The organism is Azospirillum oryzae, assembly GCF_008364795.1.
In the GTDB taxonomy this organism is placed as follows: Bacteria; Pseudomonadota; Alphaproteobacteria; order Azospirillales; family Azospirillaceae; genus Azospirillum; species Azospirillum oryzae.
The window spans coordinates 133,566-149,670 of sequence record NZ_VTTM01000003.1 but is presented as its reverse complement, the minus strand read 5'-3'; the positions used below and the strand labels follow the sequence as shown (position 1 = coordinate 149,670).

Annotated in this window: 17 protein-coding genes; 8 read left to right on the top strand and 9 right to left on the bottom strand. The window is 68.6% G+C overall.

Translation table 11 applies throughout. The features are described from left to right. Positions 1–10 precede the first annotated feature (10 nt). Entirely contained in the window at positions 11–991 is a 981-nt protein-coding gene (hypB, locus tag FZ938_RS12185) for a hydrogenase nickel incorporation protein HypB (RefSeq protein WP_149198760.1), read from the bottom strand. Positions 992–1,072: 81 nt separating this feature from the next. Further along, on the bottom strand, positions 1,073–2,182 hold the full coding sequence (locus tag FZ938_RS12180; RefSeq protein WP_246457326.1) for a nickel-dependent hydrogenase large subunit: 1,110 nt from the start codon (positions 2,180–2,182) through the stop codon (positions 1,073–1,075). Between the two features lie 266 nt (positions 2,183–2,448). Between FZ938_RS12180 and FZ938_RS12175 the strand changes: the two genes are divergently transcribed. The 7 genes from FZ938_RS12175 (at position 2,449) to FZ938_RS12145 (ending at position 7,974) form a co-directional block, all read left to right on the top strand. After that, positions 2,449–3,063 carry a HupE/UreJ family protein gene (locus tag FZ938_RS12175; RefSeq protein ID WP_149198758.1) on the top strand — a complete coding sequence of 205 codons (615 nt, stop codon included), beginning with the start codon at positions 2,449–2,451 and terminating at the stop codon, positions 3,061–3,063. Positions 3,064–3,282: 219 nt separating this feature from the next. Then, a complete protein-coding gene (locus FZ938_RS12170; protein WP_149198757.1) occupies positions 3,283–3,924 on the top strand; it encodes a YjbE family putative metal transport protein in 642 nt (213 codons plus the stop codon). A gap of 98 nt (positions 3,925–4,022) precedes the next feature. Then, positions 4,023–4,862 (top strand): DUF3618 domain-containing protein, encoded by an 840-nt coding sequence (locus tag FZ938_RS12165; protein WP_149198756.1) that lies wholly within the window; start codon positions 4,023–4,025, stop codon positions 4,860–4,862. 12 nt (positions 4,863–4,874) lie between these two features. Continuing rightward, positions 4,875–5,912 (top strand): YihY/virulence factor BrkB family protein, encoded by a 1,038-nt coding sequence (locus FZ938_RS12160; protein WP_149198755.1) that lies wholly within the window; start codon positions 4,875–4,877, stop codon positions 5,910–5,912. A 292-nt stretch (positions 5,913–6,204) separates the two neighbouring features. Then, positions 6,205–6,393, top strand: a complete 189-nt coding sequence (locus FZ938_RS12155; RefSeq protein ID WP_149198754.1) for a hypothetical protein — start codon at positions 6,205–6,207, stop codon at positions 6,391–6,393. A gap of 239 nt (positions 6,394–6,632) precedes the next feature. Then, positions 6,633–7,331: a hypothetical protein gene (locus tag FZ938_RS12150; protein ID WP_149198753.1), complete on the top strand. Its 699-nt coding sequence runs from the start codon at positions 6,633–6,635 to the stop codon at positions 7,329–7,331. Positions 7,332–7,389: 58 nt separating this feature from the next. Next, the gene (locus FZ938_RS12145) at positions 7,390–7,974 is read left to right on the top strand and encodes a HutD/Ves family protein (RefSeq protein WP_149198752.1); all 585 of its coding nucleotides are present in this window, start codon (positions 7,390–7,392) and stop codon (positions 7,972–7,974) included. A gap of 15 nt (positions 7,975–7,989) precedes the next feature. Here FZ938_RS12145 and FZ938_RS12140 read toward each other — a convergent pair whose 3' ends face one another. The 4 genes from FZ938_RS12140 to FZ938_RS12125 all read right to left on the bottom strand — a co-directional run bounded on the left by FZ938_RS12140 (position 7,990) and on the right by FZ938_RS12125 (position 10,396). Continuing rightward, entirely contained in the window at positions 7,990–8,352 is a 363-nt protein-coding gene (locus FZ938_RS12140; RefSeq protein WP_149198751.1) for a HigA family addiction module antitoxin, read from the bottom strand. A 10-nt stretch (positions 8,353–8,362) separates the two neighbouring features. Then, on the bottom strand, positions 8,363–8,647 hold the full coding sequence (locus FZ938_RS12135; RefSeq protein WP_149198750.1) for a type II toxin-antitoxin system RelE/ParE family toxin: 285 nt from the start codon (positions 8,645–8,647) through the stop codon (positions 8,363–8,365). Positions 8,648–8,723: 76 nt separating this feature from the next. Beyond that, positions 8,724–10,055 carry a GH1 family beta-glucosidase gene (locus tag FZ938_RS12130; RefSeq protein WP_149198749.1) on the bottom strand — a complete coding sequence of 444 codons (1,332 nt, stop codon included), beginning with the start codon at positions 10,053–10,055 and terminating at the stop codon, positions 8,724–8,726. A gap of 2 nt (positions 10,056–10,057) precedes the next feature. Further along, positions 10,058–10,396, bottom strand: coding sequence for an acyl carrier protein (locus tag FZ938_RS12125; protein ID WP_085091864.1), 339 nt, complete (start codon positions 10,394–10,396; stop codon positions 10,058–10,060). A 227-nt stretch (positions 10,397–10,623) separates the two neighbouring features. On the opposite strand from FZ938_RS12125, the gene FZ938_RS12120 reads away from it, so the two are divergent. Beyond that, positions 10,624–12,033 carry a nucleobase:cation symporter-2 family protein gene (locus FZ938_RS12120; protein ID WP_149198748.1) on the top strand — a complete coding sequence of 470 codons (1,410 nt, stop codon included), beginning with the start codon at positions 10,624–10,626 and terminating at the stop codon, positions 12,031–12,033. A gap of 234 nt (positions 12,034–12,267) precedes the next feature. Here FZ938_RS12120 and FZ938_RS12115 read toward each other — a convergent pair whose 3' ends face one another. The 3 genes from FZ938_RS12115 to FZ938_RS12105 all read right to left on the bottom strand — a co-directional run bounded on the left by FZ938_RS12115 (position 12,268) and on the right by FZ938_RS12105 (position 15,842). Beyond that, complete coding sequence (locus FZ938_RS12115; RefSeq protein WP_149198747.1) at positions 12,268–12,660, bottom strand: type II toxin-antitoxin system PemK/MazF family toxin; 393 nt, start codon at positions 12,658–12,660, stop codon at positions 12,268–12,270. A gap of 60 nt (positions 12,661–12,720) precedes the next feature. Then, entirely contained in the window at positions 12,721–13,662 is a 942-nt protein-coding gene (gene yddG / locus FZ938_RS12110) for an aromatic amino acid exporter YddG (protein ID WP_149198746.1), read from the bottom strand. Positions 13,663–13,775: 113 nt separating this feature from the next. Beyond that, entirely contained in the window at positions 13,776–15,842 is a 2,067-nt protein-coding gene (locus FZ938_RS12105; RefSeq protein ID WP_149198745.1) for a putative bifunctional diguanylate cyclase/phosphodiesterase, read from the bottom strand. Positions 15,843–16,105: the final 263 nt, after the last annotated feature.

Genomic DNA, 16,105 nt, shown 5'->3' with positions numbered 1-16,105 from the left:
GGTCCTCCGGTCAGACGGCGGCAGTATGGGTGGCGGCGTGGGAGGCGCGGGCCTCCGCCAGACCGTCGGCGATCCAGTCGTACCACTCCTCCAGCCCCTGGCCGGTGGTGGCCGAAAGCTGGATCACCGCCAGCGACGGGTTCAGGCGCTGGGCGTAGCCGATCATGCGCTCCACGTCGAAGCTCAGGTGCGGCAGCAGGTCGATCTTGTTGACGACCAGCAGGTCGGCGCGGACGAACATGTCCGGGTATTTCAGGGGCTTGTCCTCCCCCTCCGTCACCGACAGGACGACGACGCGGTGGGTCTCGCCCAGGTCGAAGCCGGCGGGACAGACCAGATTGCCGACATTCTCGACGAACAGCACGCCGTCCTCGGCGAACTGGCCCTCGGCCGCCAGCCTGTCGGCGGCCTGCGCCACCATGGAGGCGTCGAGGTGGCAGCCCTTGCCGGTGTTGACCTGTACCGCCGGGGTGCCGGTGGCGCGGATGCGGTCGGCGTCGAAGCTGGTCTGCTGGTCGCCCTCGATCACCGCGACGGGGAAACGGCCCTTCAGGTCGGTCAGGCTGCGGGTCAGCAGGGTGGTCTTGCCCGATCCGGGGCTGGACATCAGGTTCAGCACGAACACCCCGCGCTCGGCGAAGCGGCGGCGGTTGACCGCGGCCAGACCGTCGTTCTTCGCCAGGATATCGCGTTCGATGGTGACCAGCCGCGGCTGGTTCAGCGCGGCGCCGCCGTCGATGGCGTCGGCACGGTCGGGGCGGTGGTGATCGTGATGATGGTGCCCATGCTCGTCATGGCTGTGGCGGAACACCGTGCCGTCGGGGGCGACATGCTCGTGGGTGTCGTCATGGTGGTGATGGGCATGGTGGTGCGCCTCGCCATGGCGGTGGCGGTAGACCTTGCCGTCGGGGCCGATATGCTCATGCCCGGCATCGGCGGCCTTGCCGTCTATCCGGGTCTCGCCCTCGCCGCATCCGCAAACCGTGCACATCACGCGCTCTCCCGCTCTTCGATCCGCAATCCGTCCGCCCTGCCCATCATCGGCCTGCCCGCAGGCTTGGGCAAGCGCTCGTCATTCGTGTACTTCTATGCCGCAGGCGACGCAGGGGTCCAGCATCGCGACCAGCAGCCGCACCCGGTCCACCGCGTCGTCGCGGTCGCGCACCGCGGCCCCCGCCAGCCCGCGCGCCAGCGGGCCGCCGGCGGCGAAGTTCCAGTCGGTTGGCGCCACCATGCGGGCGTCGGCCAGCCGCCCATCGCCGTCCAGCCGCAGCCAGTGGGCCAGCCGCCCGCGCGCCGTCTCCGCCACGCCGCAGCCTTCGCCGGGAGCCAACGATCCGGCAACGGCGGGCTCGGCAGGGCCAAGGTCCGCGATGGCCGCCTCCATCCGCCGCGGCAGTTCCGCCAGATCGGCGAGACGCGCCGCGAACAGCCGGGCGAGCCCATCGCCGAACCGCTCCGTCACCGAGACGACCAGCGGGTGGTCGGCCTGCCGCTCCAGCGGGCCGGTCAGGGCAGTGGTATCCATGTAGCGGGGATTGGCGGCGAAGGACGGGTCGCCGCTCAGCGCCGCCGCGTACCAGCCGGGCGACCGCTCAGCCAGCAGCGGCGTTCCGCAGGCACCCCAGCCGGCCAGATCGGGCGACAGCAGCCGGGCGGCAAGCCGCGCCGCGTCGCTGCCGCCGCTTGCCGCCCAGCGGGCGAGGTCGTCGGCATCCTGCGGCGTCGGGCCGGCGAAGACGGTCGTCTCCAGCCAGCCGGCCATGTGAGCCAGCGCCTCGCGCAGGGCCGCCGTGTCCGGCCGCAGCCCGCCGCCGCCGGGCCGCAGCCCGTCCTTGGCCGGGTAGAGCGCCGGCATGACCGCGGACACCGCCGCCCGCAGATCGCGCAGGGCCGCCGGCCGGGGCGGTGCGCCGAGGCGCGCCGGCCATTCGACCACTGCCTGCCAGCCATGGCTGTCCAGCGCCTCCGCATCGGTCAGCAGGGCGCGGGCGGTCTCATGGTTGTTTGCATCGATGCCCAGCGCCGCCTCGCAGGCGCGGGCGACGGCCAGCCCCTGGGCGCTGCCGCACAGGCTGAACAGCAGGGGAGCCAGCCGCACAGCCTCCTCCGCCTTGCGGCCGACCAGGGCGGCGACGGCCCGCGGACGGCGGGTGGCGACCTCGGCCCGGCGGATGGTCATTCCGTCTTTTCCGCCCCCATCCCCATCTCCGCCGAGCCACAGCCGGACGGATACCGAACCCTCTCCGGGAAGCGTGGCTGCGGACATCGAGGATTCCTGTGGCAACGGGGAAGCGCATCGTGACGGATCGGGGGTGCAACACATTGACCTGCGTCAAACGACGTAGGTCCGGCGGGGTGGAACCGCTGTCCCGGCCATGGCCGGGCTGACGCTTTCTGCTACACTTCGCCGCGACAGCGCGACACGACCTCAGAGGATACTGGTCCATGAAACGTTTCCCCCTCGCCTCGGCCGTGCTGCTGGCCGGGCTGGTGCTGCCCGCGGTCGCCGACGCCCACACCTTCGGTGCCCATGACGCCGGCTTCGTCCATGGCTTCCTGCATCCGGTCGGCGGCTGGGACCATCTGCTGGCGATGGTCGCGGTCGGGCTGTGGGCGGCGCAGCGCGGCGGTGCCGCCCTGTGGGCGCTGCCGGCCGCCTTCGTCACCGCCATGATCGGCGGCGGCCTGCTGGGCATGGCGGGCATCGCGCTGCCGGCGGTGGAGCTGGGGATCGCCGGGTCGGTGATCGCGCTGGGCGCCCTGGTCGCCGCGCAGTCGCGCCTGTCGCTGTCGCTGTCGATGGCGGTGGTGGCGCTGTTCGCCCTGTTCCACGGCCATGCCCATGGCGCCGAGATGCCGGAGGCGGCGCAGCCGCTGCTCTATGGTCTTGGCTTCGCGCTGGCGACCGCGCTGCTGCACGGCGCCGGCGTCGCCGCGGCCCTGTCGCTGCGCGGGATCGCCCGCGGGACCGGGGCGGCCCTCGCCCTGCGCGGCCTGGGTGCGGCCATCGGCCTGGCTGGTGTCGGTTTGGGCGGCGTGGCGCTGGCCGCGCTGGCCTGATCCGGAGCCTTGCGACCGCAAGTTCATGAGGAAGGCCGGGCGGGAGACCGTCCGGCCTTTTTGCTGTGCATTTGCCGCGCATTCAGCGGCCGACCCATGCGGTACCGCGACATTTTTCCACCTGCACCGGGAGACAATGTTGCGCCGCCGCGTGTTCACGCGCTATAGGGCGGGCCTTCCACGCCCGCATCTTCTCAACTGAAAATCGACGGACAGACCGTGGACTCGCTGATTCCGGAATTGATCGCGCTTGCCCAGGTGGTGTTCATCGACCTGGTGCTGGCTGGTGACAACGCCATCGTCGTCGGCATGGCCGCCGCCGGGGTGGCGCGGGAGAATCGCGCCCGCGTGATCTTCTGGGGCATCGCCGCCGCGGTGGTCCTGCGCATCGGCTTCGCGCTGGCGGCGACCCGGCTGATGGACATCATCGGGCTGACGCTGGCCGGCGGATTGCTGCTGCTGTGGGTGTGCTGGAAGCTGTTCCGTGAACTGCGCAGCCAGCGAGAGGAGGCGGAGGCCGCCGCCCTGATGGGCGAGGACGGCGACGATGCCGCCGCACCCGCCGGGGGCGGCAAGGCGGTGAGCACCGCCATCTGGGAGGTGATCGTCGCCGACGTGTCGATGTCGCTCGACAATGTGCTGGCAGTGGCGGGCGCGGCGCGCGAGCATCTGTGGGTGCTGGCCATCGGCCTTCTGCTGTCGGTGGCGCTGATGGGCGCCGCGGCGACGGTGATCGCGCGGCTGCTGAACCGCTTCCACTGGATCGCCTATCTGGGGCTGGCGGTCATCGTCTATGTCGCCGTCCGCATGATCTGGCAGGGCAGCATGGAGGTCATGGCCTTCGCCCAGCATGTGACCTGATCTGGCGGGCTGACCGGGTGGGGTCCGGGCCGGCGCGGCCGGAACAATCGGCGTCTCCTGGTGTTGCAAGCCGGCAGCCCCCACAGGAGACGCCCGGCATGACCCATCACAACGACGCCATTCCGTCCGCCGCTCCGTCCGATGCGGCCGCCACAGCCACCTCCCCCCAGGGCCGCCGGCCGGAAGAGATCGAGCACGAGATCCAGTCGATCCGCGCCCGCATGGACTCGGTGATCGACGAGATCGAGTTCCGCCTGTCGCCCGGCCAGATGTCCGGCGGCGTGGTGCAGGTAGTACGCGACGTGATCCAGGGCGGCGGCGACGGCCTGTCCGGCCGCATCGCCCGCGCGGTGCGCGCCAACCCGATCCCGGTGGCGCTGATGGGCGTCGGCGCCCTCTGGCTTGCCGTGGCGGTCGCCCGCACACCGGAAGCGACCACCGGGTTCGACGATTACGATCCCCATGGCCGGCACCTCGACCCGCACAGCCGGCATCTGTTGACCGACCTGATCGCCGCCTGCCGCGACGGCTCGGAAGCCTTCCGCCGCGCCGACATGACCATCGCCGATACGGCCCTGTCCGCCCGTCTGGAGGATCTGGCCGACCAGCTCGACCGCAGCGCGATGGCGCTGGACGCCGAACTGCGCACCGGCGGCGGTTGGATCGAAACCGCCGGGGATGGGGGGCGCGTCTGGTCGCCCATGCATGGACTGGCCGAGGTCAGCGCGCGCAGCGTGATGGCCGGGGCCGGCGGGCCGGGGGCGCGCGGCGACCTGCTGGCCCGGCTGGAGGGCGGGCTGGACGGCACGCTGTCGCTGTTCCGCGACGCCCTGCGCGATGCGCCGGACGACCATCTGCAGGTCGTCATCGGCGCCCAGTTCCACGCCATCGAAACGGCGCGCCATCGCGTCGGCGCGCTGCGCGAAGCCGTGGTCTGAGGAGGGCGGGGCATGCTGGGGCTGAGCCGACGCCATTACTATGAGCACCGGAACGGCGCGGGCGGACGCGCCGCGAATGACGGCAGCGGGGACGGCCGCGGCCGGTCGGCGGACAGCCCGTCGGACATCCCCAAGAAGGGGTGGAAGGACATCCTGCTGCGGGTGTGGGATGAGCAGAGCAAGGACAACGTGTCGATGCTGGCGGCCGGCGTCGCCTATTACGCCCTGCTCGCCATCTTCCCCGCCGTTGCGGCGCTGGTGTCGATCTACGGCCTCGTCGCCGACCCGGCGATGATCGAGAACCAGCTGAACCAGCTGGGCAGCCTGCTGCCGCCGGAGGCGCTGTCCATCGTCAGCGACCAGGCGCGCAAGGTGGCGACCACCCCGTCGCAGGGGCTGGGCTTCGGCCTGATCTTCGGCCTGCTGCTGACGTTGTGGAGCGCCTCGCGCGGGACCAATTCGATGGTGTCCGCGCTCAACATCGCCTATGGCGAGAAGGAAACGCGCGGCTTCATCAAGCTGGCAATGCTGTCGATGGGGCTGACGGTGGCGGGCCTGCTGTTCGTCATTCTCGCCATGGCGATGATCGTCGCCGTTCCGGCCGCCATCAACATCATCGGGCTGAAGGACACGCCGATCGGCTGGATCGCCAGCCTCGCCCGCTGGCCGATCCTGGCGGTGACGATTGTGCTGGCGCTGGCCGTCTTCTACCGCTACGCCCCCGACCGCCGCGAGCCGCAATGGCGCTGGGTCAGCTGGGGATCGGCGGTGGCGACCGTGGTCTGGCTGCTGGGGTCGCTGGGCTTCTCGATCTATGTGTCGAATTTCGGCAGCTACAACGAGACCTACGGCTCGGTCGGCGCCGTCGTGATCCTGCTGCTGTGGTTCAACCTGACCTCCTACGTCGTGCTGATGGGGGCGGAGCTGAACGCGGAGATCGAGCACCAGACCGCCCGCGACACCACCGCCCGCGACGGCCGCTCCGCCCGTCCGATGGGCCGGCGCGACGCCTATGTCGCCGACACGGTGGGCGAGCGGAAGGCGGGCTGACCGGCAAAATATCCCTTGGCAAAAATCCTCCTTGGCGAAGCGGCAACCGCGCGTTATGGTCGCCCCCATGCAACAGACGCTTTCCATCACGTCCATTGGACGTTCCCGATATTTTGGCCGCTGGTTTCGTTCGGCGGCCTAGGAACGCGCATCTGTCGCTCACTCCCGAAGCCGCCCGGACCGACCCGCGGCGGCTTTCGTGTTTGTGACCCCGGCCCTTGATGGGCCTCACATCCTGAAAATCCGAACACGGGCGACCCGGGCGGCCTCACCATCCGCAAGAGAGGTTGTCATGTTCGATTTCGATGTCGTCACCGGCCCCACCCAGCCGCCCCACTGCCCGATCGCCGATCTGATCGCAGAAGACTCCGCCGCATCGGGGGCCGCCGAGTCGTCCCCGCAGCCGGCAGCCCTGGCCGCAACGGCCGGAAGCACCCGGTCGGAGTCGCTGCCGGACCAGGGGGAAAAACCGCGGTCCTGAGCCGGATGGGGCCGCCGACCGTGGCGTGCAGGTCCCGCATCCGGACTTTCGACCAAAAAAATCACGAATCCTGCCTATGTTCCGCCGGCTGTTGTCGTATACTCCCTTAGGGCAGACGTGTCCGGGTTACGGCTCAGCCGGCCGTACCTCTTGTTTGGTGCTCCTCGAACGGCGTTCGGATCGGGTTTTCGGACTTGGTTTCGGGCGCGGGGATCGGATCGGAAGAAGGATGACTGATCATGGCGGATGATGCTCTCTCAAGCGTCAACTCCCTGGTGTCCAGCCTCAACGCCTCGATCAACAATGCGGTCGAGGCGATCAAGAAATCGCAGAGCAATCAGGCGGTCGGCGAGGTCAAGGAATACTCCAAGACGGTGAGGAAGTCGGCGCTGAACACCAGTGGCGGCGCGACCGACATCGGCGTGATTTCCAAGAACACCACCCGCCTGAACGTCGCCAGCACGATGTCGGCGAACGACAAGGTGGATTTCTACAAGTTCAAGGTCGTCACCAAGGGCGAGCTGACCATGGGGCAGGTCGGCGACGACGGTGTGCATGTCCAGCTGATGAACCGGCTTGGCCGGGTGATGGCCGACAGCGACCCGAAGGCCGGCGACAATTATACCGCCTTCAGGAAGCTGCAGGCCGGCAATCTGTCGATCGACAAGGGCGACTACACCCTGCGCGTGACCCGCGACAAGGGCCAGTCCGACAAGGACCCCAAGAATTACGCGCTGCAGCTGGTCATGGGCAATTACAGCCAGGATTACGACACCGTGGCCAAGCCGCCGGCCAAGGGCGACACCGGCCTGGCGCTCACCACCGGCCAGCAGGCGACGCTCGATGGTCTGAATCAGGCCATCGGCAGCATGAATTCCATCCCCACCGGCCAGACGGGCACGCAGAAACTGATGGGCAGCTTCAGCCTGTTCGTGTGAAGCCGGGCTGTCGGCTGTGCTATGACCGGGCGGAGCCGATCCGTTCCGGAGCAGACCCTTGCAGTCCAAAGACCCGTCCATCACGCGCCTGACCCCGGCGGACCATCGCCGCGTTCCCTGGAAGAATGGCGGCGGCGTCACCACCGAACTGGCGGTGGAACCGGCCGCCGACGGGCGATTCGTCTGGCGCGTCAGCATCGCCGACGTGGTCGAACCCGGCCCCTTTTCCGCCTTTCCCGGCTATGACCGGCTGATCGCGGTGGTGGAGGGCGACGGCATGCGCCTGTCGGTCGATGGCGCCCCGCCGGTCGAACGCCGCCGCCTGGATCCCGCCTTCGCCTTCGCCGGCGAAGCGCCGGTCTGGTGCGAACCGACCGCCGGCCCGATCCGCGACGTGAACCTGATGCTCGACCGCGCGTCGGCAACCGGCACCCTGACGCTGCTGGCGGGACAGGCCGGCCACCGGGTCGCCGGCGACGTGCTGCTGGTCCATGCGCTGGCCGGAACCCTGACCGTCATGCCGGACGGTGGCGAGGCGCTGCCGGTTCCCGCCGGCCACAGCCTGCTTCTGCGCGGTATGGCGGCGCTGGTTGAGGCACCGGACGGGGCGGAGGGCGTCTGCGCGGAAGTGCAGCGGCGCTGATGGGAGGAATGGCCGTCAGGCGGCTTCCAAAGCTTTCACTTCGGTATCGAGCCGGTCGCCGAGCGCGCGTTTGGCGACCTCGATGTCGTAATGGGCTTGAAGACTGGCCCAAAACCCTTCGGACATGCGGAAGTAGCGCGAGAGGCGCAAGGCGGTGTCGGCGGTGATGGCGCGCTTGCCTTCCAGGATCGCCGTGATCCTGGTAAGGGGAACGCCGATGTCCTTGGCAAGGCGGTAGGCGGAAATCCCCTTCGGCGCCAGGAATTCCTCCCGCAGGATTTCACCGGGATGGATGGGCGCAAAGGGGATGGCGGCGACATCGACGACATCCGACAGGTCCGGATATCCGGCCTCAAGCTGTTCGCGGCGGATGGTCATGTCGATCCTCTCAGTCGTGATAATCGCAGAACTCGACATCATAGGCGTCACCGTCGACCCATGTCAGGCAGATGCGCCACTGCTTGTTGACGCGGATGCTGTGTTGGCCGGCACGGTCACCTTCCAGCGGTTCCAGCTTATTGCCCGGCGGGTTGCACAGATCGTCCAGCAGAGCCGACTTGTCGATCATGATCAGCTTGCGATGGGCACGCAGTGCAATGTCGGATGGCACTCCCTTGATCGGCTTGCCGAGAAACAGGGCCACGGTCCGCTTATCGGCGAAGGTCTTGATCACTGCGATAAACCTAGGAAAGCGGATTGGTTCCGTCAAGCGTTACCGTAACGCAAAGCGGAACCAGTCCGGATGACCGTCACGCCTTCGCCGCCCGGATCAGCTCCGCGTACCAGCGCGCCGAATCCTTCGGTGTGCGGGCCAGGGTCTGGAAATCGACGTGGACGATGCCGAAGCGCTGGCCATAGCCGCTGCCCCATTCGAAATTGTCCAGCAGCGACCAGACGAAATAGCCGCGCACGTCGGCGCCCTGGGCCATCGCGTCGCGCATCGCCGCGTTGTAGATGGTCAGGTAGTTGATGCGATGCGGGTCGTGGACCCTGCCGTCGGGGCTGACGGTGTCGCTGCCGCCGCAGCCGTTCTCCGTCACCACGATGGGCAGGCGGTAGCGGCGCTGGATTGTCAGCAGCTCGTCCCGGAAGGCGTCGGGGAAGATCGCCCAGCCGACGCCGTGGGTCGGCGAATCGGGCGGCGCGTCGCCCCAGCCATAGCCCCAGGTCCGGGCCGGGTCGGCCTTGGCGAAGATCGGGCCGTAGTGGTTCAGCCCGAACCAGTCCACCGGCCGGGCGATGCGCGCCATGTCGCCGGGCTGGACATGGGGCTCGATGGCGGCGGCGGTCTGCGGCGGGTAGTGACCCAGGATCTGCGGATCGCAGAAGACCAGGTTCCAATGCTCGTCCAGCAATGCTGCGGCGGCGCGGTTCTCCGGCGTGTCGGTCTCGGGGATCACGACCTGACGGTTGTGGATGGCACCGATGGAGGCCCCCGGCACCATGTCGCGCAGCACGTCCACCCCGGCGCCATGGGCGAGGTTGACATGGTGGATGGCGCGCAGATGCTGCGCCCGGTCGACGATGCCCGGCGCCGCCCAGGGGATGGCGTAGCCGAACAGGGTGAAGACCGAGAATTCGTTGAAGGTGATCCAGCGCTTCACCCGGTCGCCGTAGCGCCGGGCGCAGAGCGCGGCATAGTCGGCGTACCAGCCGGCGCAGTCGCGGGCCGCCCAGCCGCCCAGATCCTGCAGGGCCTGCGGCAGGTCCCAATGGTAGAGGCACAGCCAGGGTTCGATCCCGGACTCCAGCAGCCGGTCGATCAGCCGGTCGTAGAAGTCCAGCCCGGCATCGTTCACCGCGCCCTTGCCGCGCGGCATCACCCTGGGCCAGGAGACCGAGAAGCGGTAGGCGTCGACGCCCAGCCCCTTCATCAGCGCCACATCCTCCGGCATGCGGTGGTAGTGGTCGCAGGCGATGTCGCCGGTGTCGCCGTTCACCACCCCGCCCTGGGTGCGGCAGCGGACGTCCCAGATGCTGGCGCCGCGCCCATCCTCGGCCGTCGCGCCCTCGATCTGGTAGGCGGAGGTGGAAACGCCCCACGTGAAGCCGGGTGGATAAGAGGAAATCCGGTCGGTCATGGTCAGGCTGCGATCTGGTTGATGCTGCGGCAGCGGGCCTCGAACGCGTCGGAGATGAATTCGGGGCGCTTGTAATAGCCCTTGATCCAGCTCGCCAGCAGGCAAAGCTCCTCCAGCTTCACCAGCTCGTCCAGCGTCCCTTCGGGAAAGCGGATTGCGAAGCTTTCGGAAATGTATTCCAGGACCTGTTCGACCTGATCGATCGACAGCTGGATATCGGTCTCCAGAGTCGCATTGCGGGTCAGCAGAGCCTCGTCGACCCCATATTCGTCGCGGATCAGCTTCACGATCCAGCGGAACATGTGCATCCAGTTGGATACACCCTCGATCGACTTGCTCATCGCGACGCTCGGCTTCGGGTTGCGCGAAAGGGGTAGGCAACAGCGACTGTACGCACCGATCGTTAAAGAATAAAGCAGTCAGCATCGGGGTTTCCCGCCGGGCGCGGCAAAAAACCGCGTGGGATTTGCCACCTCCGCGGGCAGGGATCGCCGGAGTGTGCCCAGACATTGTGCAGGAGCGGACGGAGCCGGGGCTTGATCCGGGGCGGACCGGAACGGCACGCCCCATGCAGAACGAAGCCGATCCACCGGACAGCAAGGCTTCCGCCATGAAAAGCGCCGCCATCACTCCTGACGTCCATCCCGTCGACGAGGTCCTGCCGCCCTGGCGGCTGCTGGCGCTGGGGCTGCAGCATGTGCTGGTGATGTATGCCGGGGCCATCGCGGTCCCGCTGATCGTCGGCGGGGCGCTGAAGCTGCCCAAGGACCAGATCGCCATGCTGATCAACGCCGACCTGTTCGCCTGCGGCGTGGTCACGCTGATCCAGGCTGTGGGGGTCTGGCGCTTCGGCATCCGCCTGCCGGTGATGATGGGCGTCACCTTTGCCGCCGTCGGGCCGATGGTGGCGATGGCGACCAACCCGTCGCTGGGTCTGCTGGGGATTTATGGCGCGGTGATCGGGTCGGGCATCTTCGCCATCCTGGCGGCGCCGCTGGTCGGCCGGCTGCTGCCGCTGTTCCCGCCGGTGGTGACCGGCAGCGTCATCGCCATCATCGGCATTTCGCTCATGCGGGTGGGGGTGGGCTGGGCCGGCGGCGGGGTCGGCAACCCGCGCTTCGGCGATCCGGCCTTTCTGGGCGTGGCCGCCTTCGTGCTGCTGACGATCCTGGCGCTGATGAAGCATGGCCGCGGATTCGTGCGGAACGTCGCGGTTCTGCTGGGGCTGGTGGCCGGCATGGCGCTGGCGATGGCGCTGGGCATGGTCGATTTCAAAGGCTTGGCGGAAGCGCCCTGGGTGGCGGCGGTGCAGCCCTTCCAGTTCGGGATGCCGGTGTTCGATCCGGTCGCCATCCTGACCATGTCACTGGTGATGATCGTGGTGATGATCGAGTCGACCGGCATGTTCCTGGCCGTCGGCGACATGGTCGGCCGCCCGGTGAGCCGGGAGGATCTGGTCCGCGGCCTGCGCACCGACGGGCTGGGCACGCTGATCGGCGGCGTCTTCAACACCTTTCCCTACACCTCCTTCTCGCAGAATGTCGGGCTGGTCGGGGTGACGGGCGTGCGCAGCCGCTGGGTCTGCGCGGCGGGCGGGCTGATCCTGCTTCAGCTGGGGCTGCTGCCGAAGTTGGCCCATATCGTGGCGTCGGTGCCGGCCTTCGTGCTGGGCGGGGCCGGGCTGGTGATGTTCGGCATGGTGGCGGCGACCGGGGTGAAGATCCTGTCGCAGGTCGATTTCGCCAACCGGCGCGAGAACCTGATCGTCGTGGCGGTCAGCGTCGGCGTCGGACTGATCCCGCTGGTATCCGACAAGTTCTTCTCGCAGATGCCGGCCTTCCTGTCGCCGCTGCTGCACAGCGGCATCCTGCTGGGCACCCTGACCGCGGTGGCGCTGAACTGGTACTTCAACGGGCTGGCCGGCGCCGACCGCGCCCGTCACGAGGTTGCGGCTGCGGCGCATGGGGTGGAGGCTTGAGGCCGAGAAGAGGACCGAGAAATGACAAGGGCCTCACCGTTTCCGGTGAGGCCCGATTCTTGAGGTCCCGGCCAGCTTGTCATCGCCATCTGCCGGAACCTGCCACGGTCGCCCGTGGTCTTCCAAGCCCGTTGCCGACAAATGCCGACAGTGCGGGAACGTCACTATATGGTGACTTTTCTCGCGGATAGTCAAGGCCTTGCAGTGAGAGAAGTTTGCGCGTTAGCTAAGCCTTTACAGACCGAGCGCGATCCGGAGGCAGTTGTCGATTGCAGTCATGTCATCGGCAGGCATTGTGTAAACTAGGTATTGTCGTTGTCCATTCGATAGTTTCACTTTGACCCGGTCGAGACGACTGCAAGAAACCGTCACTGCCATATCACATTTGGCCCATATCGCTCCCCGAGCTGGCGGATAGGCGATTGGCGACAATTGGTGGTGATACGGTTCGAGAGGGTCCGGCTCGACGCTGCTCAAGGGCACCACGGTACACAGGCCCGGCCCACGACGGCGACGAGCGGAAACCACCACGACCGGCCGGACCTTGATCATCTCCGGGGGTTGGAAACCGGTATCGAAGTCGCAGATGAGAATCGAGCCACGGCGGGGATGGAAAGTGATCGGCATGTCCTCTGGGTAGCATTCATGCCGATTCTGTTCAAGCGGGAGGCTGTTCTCCGGTTGCTCTTACCTCCGCCGCAGCAAGTCCTTGCTGGCGAGCAGCGACCCGCCGGCGATCAGGGCGCAGGACACCCAGATGATGCCGGAGTTGGGGGCTAGGCCGAACAGGACCAGCAGCAGGGTCGACAACAAGGGCGCCAGATAGGACAGCGCCCCCAGCGCCCGGATGTCGCCGTGGCGCACGCCGTAATCCCAGACGAAGAAGGCCGCCCCCACCGGGCCCAGCCCCAGCAGCAGCATCGCCCCCCAGCCGGCAGCGGTCTCCGGCCACACCGTGCGCTCCAGCGCCAGATGGCAGAGCAGCGACAGGATCGCGGTGACGAGGCAGAAGGCGCTGACCGCGTCGGTCGGTGCCTCGCCGATCTGGCCCAGCCGACGGCGCAGCACCGAATAGCCGGCCCAGGTGACGGCGCTGCCCAGGGCGGCGGCATAGCCCGGCAGATGCGCCGGGTCGATGGAGAAGCCGCCCACGGAGTTGCCGGTCCCACCGCGCGCGATCAGCAGCACCGTGCCCGCCAGCCCGGCCAGCGCGCCGCCGACATGCCAGGACCGCAGCCGCTCCCCCGGCAGCAGGGCGGAGAACAGCACGATCAGCAGCGGCCACAGGTAGTTGATCAGGTTGGCCTCCACCGGCGGCGCCGCCTGCAGGGCCATGAAGTAAAGGAAGTGGAAGCCGAACAGCCCGCCCACCCCCAGCGCCCAGGCCGCAACCGGCTGGCGGAAATAGCGCAAGGGGTTGTCGCCGCGCGACGCGGTCCAGCCGCTGCCGACCAGGAAGGCCAGGAAAAAGGAGGTCGCCACCAGCTGGAACGGCGGCACCATCGAGGCCAGCGTCGCCAGCGGTGCCAGCGTCGCCCATAGCAGGATGGCGGTGAATCCGACCAGCGTGGCGCGGTTGACGGATCGGCGGTCGGCCATGGCGGAGGAGGGAGTGGCGGAGACGGTCATGATGCGTGTCGGTCGGTTGGCGCGAGGGAGGCGACCATAGCCGGCCGGCGGCGGCCTGTCTTGACCGGACCTCCGCCGCGCGTTGACCGGACCTCCGGTCTCACGCGGTGCCCTCAGGCGGTCATGGGCAGCGCCTCGTCGCGGGCGAAGGCGGTCATCACCATCGCTTCCGCCGCCTCGGCCGCCAGCGGACGCGAGATCAGAAATCCTTGCAGGCAGTCGCAGCCGGCCTCCGCCAGCCAGTGCCGCTGCTCGGCGGTCTCCACCCCCTCCGCCACGGTGGACAGCAGCAGCCGCTGCGCCAGCGCGATGACGGTGGAGGCGATGTCGGGGGCGTGCGGCAGGTCGTTGACGAAGCTGCGGTCGATCTTCAGCACATCGACCGGCAATTGGCGCAGATAGGCCAGCGAGGAATAGCCGGTGCCGAAATCGTCGATGGCGATGCGCACCCCCAGCGCCCGCAGCCGGTTCAGCGTCGGCAGATGGTGGCGCACGTCCTTCATGATGACGGTTTCGGTGATCTCCAGTTCCAGCAGGTGGGGCGGGGTGCCGTGGCGCTGCAGCACCTGTTCGACCAGCCGGGCGAAGCCGGGGTCGGCGAGCTGGCGGGCGGAGACGTTGACCGCCACCGGCACCGGGCCATGGTCCAGCGCCCAGCGGGTCGCGGTGCGGCAGGCCTCCTCCAGTACCCAGCGGCCGATCTCGATGATGAGTCCGGTATCCTCTGCCACCGGGATGAAGTCGGCGGGGGAGATCGCCGCCCCCTCGTGCCGCCAGCGGATCAGCGCCTCGAAGCCGGTCAGCCGGCCGCTCGCCGCCTCGATCTTCGGCTGATAGACCAGCTCGAAGGCCCGCGCCGCAACCGCCTCGCGCAGGCCGGATTCCAGCCGCAGCCGGGTCTCGGCGCGGTCGGTCATGTCGCGGGTGTAGAACACGAAACGGTCGCCGCCCGCCGTCTTGGCCGCCTGCATCGCCGAATCGGCCATCCGCATCAGGCCGGTGCTGTCGGGCGATTCGCCGTTGCCCTGCAGGGGATGGACGGCGATGCCGATGCTGGCGGTGAGGTGGACGCGATGCTCCCCCACCTCGCGCAGGGAGGACAGGCCGTCGAGCAGCCGTTGCGCCACCATCGCCGCCTCGTCGCGGTCGGCGACGCGCTCCAGCACCACCAGGAACTCGTCGCCGCCCAGCCGGCCGACGGTGTCGCAGCGGCGCACGCTGGCGCCCAGCCGCTCCGCCACCCGGCAGAGCAGCAGGTCGCCGACGCCGTGCCCAAGGCTGTCGTTGACCCGCTTGAAGCGGTCGAGATCGACATACAGCACCGCCAACCGGCCGGCGTCCGGTTCGCGGGCGCGGTTCGCCAGTTCGATGGCGTGGTCCAGCCGGTCGAGCAGCAGCGCCCGGTTGGCCAGCCCGGTCAGCGGGCAGCGCGTCGCCAGCCGCCGCAGTTCGTCATGCTCGCGTTCCAGCAGGGTCAGGGTGTGGTTGAAGCGGGCGATGACGAAGCCCAGCTCGTCGTCGGCATGGCCGCGCGGCACGGCCAGCGGCTGGCCATAGGGCTTTTCCGGGTCGATCCGCGCCACCGCCCGGCCGATCTGCAGCAGCGGCCGGGTCAGCAGCCGGTGGAACACCGCCGCCATCGCCAGCCCGATCAGCAGGTTGCGCAGGGTCCCCGCCACCAGCGCCGCCGAGACGTAAGCGAGGAAGCCGGACGCCGCCCGCCCGGTGTCGATGCCGACGATCAGCGTGCCGATGCGGGGATTGTCCGCGCCCTTCGGCGCGCTTGCCGGGGTCGTCAGGTCATGGGTCACGACCGGCCGGTCGATGAACAGCAGCGCCGTCGCCGCGCGCTCCAGCAGGCTCGCCGGTCCGGCCGGGCGTTCGCGGCGGGCGAGCAGGGTGCCGTCGCCCAGCCGGATCTCGGCCCAGGCGGCGTTGGCGCGGACCATGCCCTGCAGCACCTGCCCGGCCAGCTCCGCGTCGATCAGCCAGGCGGCGCTGGCGGCCGGCCCATCGACCAGGGCGACGGCGTCCGCCACCTGGGCCAGGGCCACGGTCCGCTCACGGGTGGCGGTCCAGGCGAATTCGGCCGCGGTGATGGTCAGGCCGATGACGAAGGCGGCGAGAACCGCGTGAATCGCCTGCTTCAGCGTCAGGCTGCGCAGGACTGGGATCGCCATCGCACCGTTCCTCGGCCGCATGTTTCGCACCGCCGCATCTACAAGGGCTAAGCCTTTCGGCAGAGGCGGCGAACCGAAGCATTAGTGGGATGGGCGATGACCGCGGCGCGGCGGTTCCGTGAAATTTTTGTAACCGGGGGCGCGCTCTATTGCTGAGAATGCATATTGCTGCATGGGCCCATTCCTGCGGCGCATGGCTACCATTCAGCATTGGTAATACCAGTTCGTGTGCGCCGCAGCATATCTTGGCCTTGCCCATTCTC

Bases quoted from the DNA above. Each gene is read 5' to 3' on its own strand.
- FZ938_RS12105 (WP_149198745.1), bottom strand. From the start codon at position 15,842: ATGGCGATCCCAGTCCTGCGCAGCCTGACGCTGAAGCAGGCGATTCAC.
- FZ938_RS12165 (WP_149198756.1), top strand. From the start codon at position 4,023: ATGACCCATCACAACGACGCCATTCCGTCCGCCGCTCCGTCCGATGCG.
- FZ938_RS12125 (WP_085091864.1), bottom strand. From the start codon at position 10,396: ATGAGCAAGTCGATCGAGGGTGTATCCAACTGGATGCACATGTTCCGC.
- FZ938_RS12115 (WP_149198747.1), bottom strand. From the start codon at position 12,660: ATGCCGATCACTTTCCATCCCCGCCGTGGCTCGATTCTCATCTGCGAC.
- FZ938_RS12155 (WP_149198754.1), top strand. From the start codon at position 6,205: ATGTTCGATTTCGATGTCGTCACCGGCCCCACCCAGCCGCCCCACTGC.
- FZ938_RS12120 (WP_149198748.1), top strand. From the start codon at position 10,624: ATGCAGAACGAAGCCGATCCACCGGACAGCAAGGCTTCCGCCATGAAA.
- FZ938_RS12130 (WP_149198749.1), bottom strand. From the start codon at position 10,055: ATGACCGACCGGATTTCCTCTTATCCACCCGGCTTCACGTGGGGCGTT.
- FZ938_RS12175 (WP_149198758.1), top strand. From the start codon at position 2,449: ATGAAACGTTTCCCCCTCGCCTCGGCCGTGCTGCTGGCCGGGCTGGTG.
- FZ938_RS12150 (WP_149198753.1), top strand. From the start codon at position 6,633: ATGGCGGATGATGCTCTCTCAAGCGTCAACTCCCTGGTGTCCAGCCTC.
- FZ938_RS12140 (WP_149198751.1), bottom strand. From the start codon at position 8,352: ATGACCATCCGCCGCGAACAGCTTGAGGCCGGATATCCGGACCTGTCG.
- FZ938_RS12180 (WP_246457326.1), bottom strand. From the start codon at position 2,182: ATGACCATCCGCCGGGCCGAGGTCGCCACCCGCCGTCCGCGGGCCGTC.
- FZ938_RS12160 (WP_149198755.1), top strand. From the start codon at position 4,875: ATGCTGGGGCTGAGCCGACGCCATTACTATGAGCACCGGAACGGCGCG.
- hypB (WP_149198760.1), bottom strand. From the start codon at position 991: ATGTGCACGGTTTGCGGATGCGGCGAGGGCGAGACCCGGATAGACGGC.
- yddG (WP_149198746.1), bottom strand. From the start codon at position 13,662: ATGACCGTCTCCGCCACTCCCTCCTCCGCCATGGCCGACCGCCGATCC.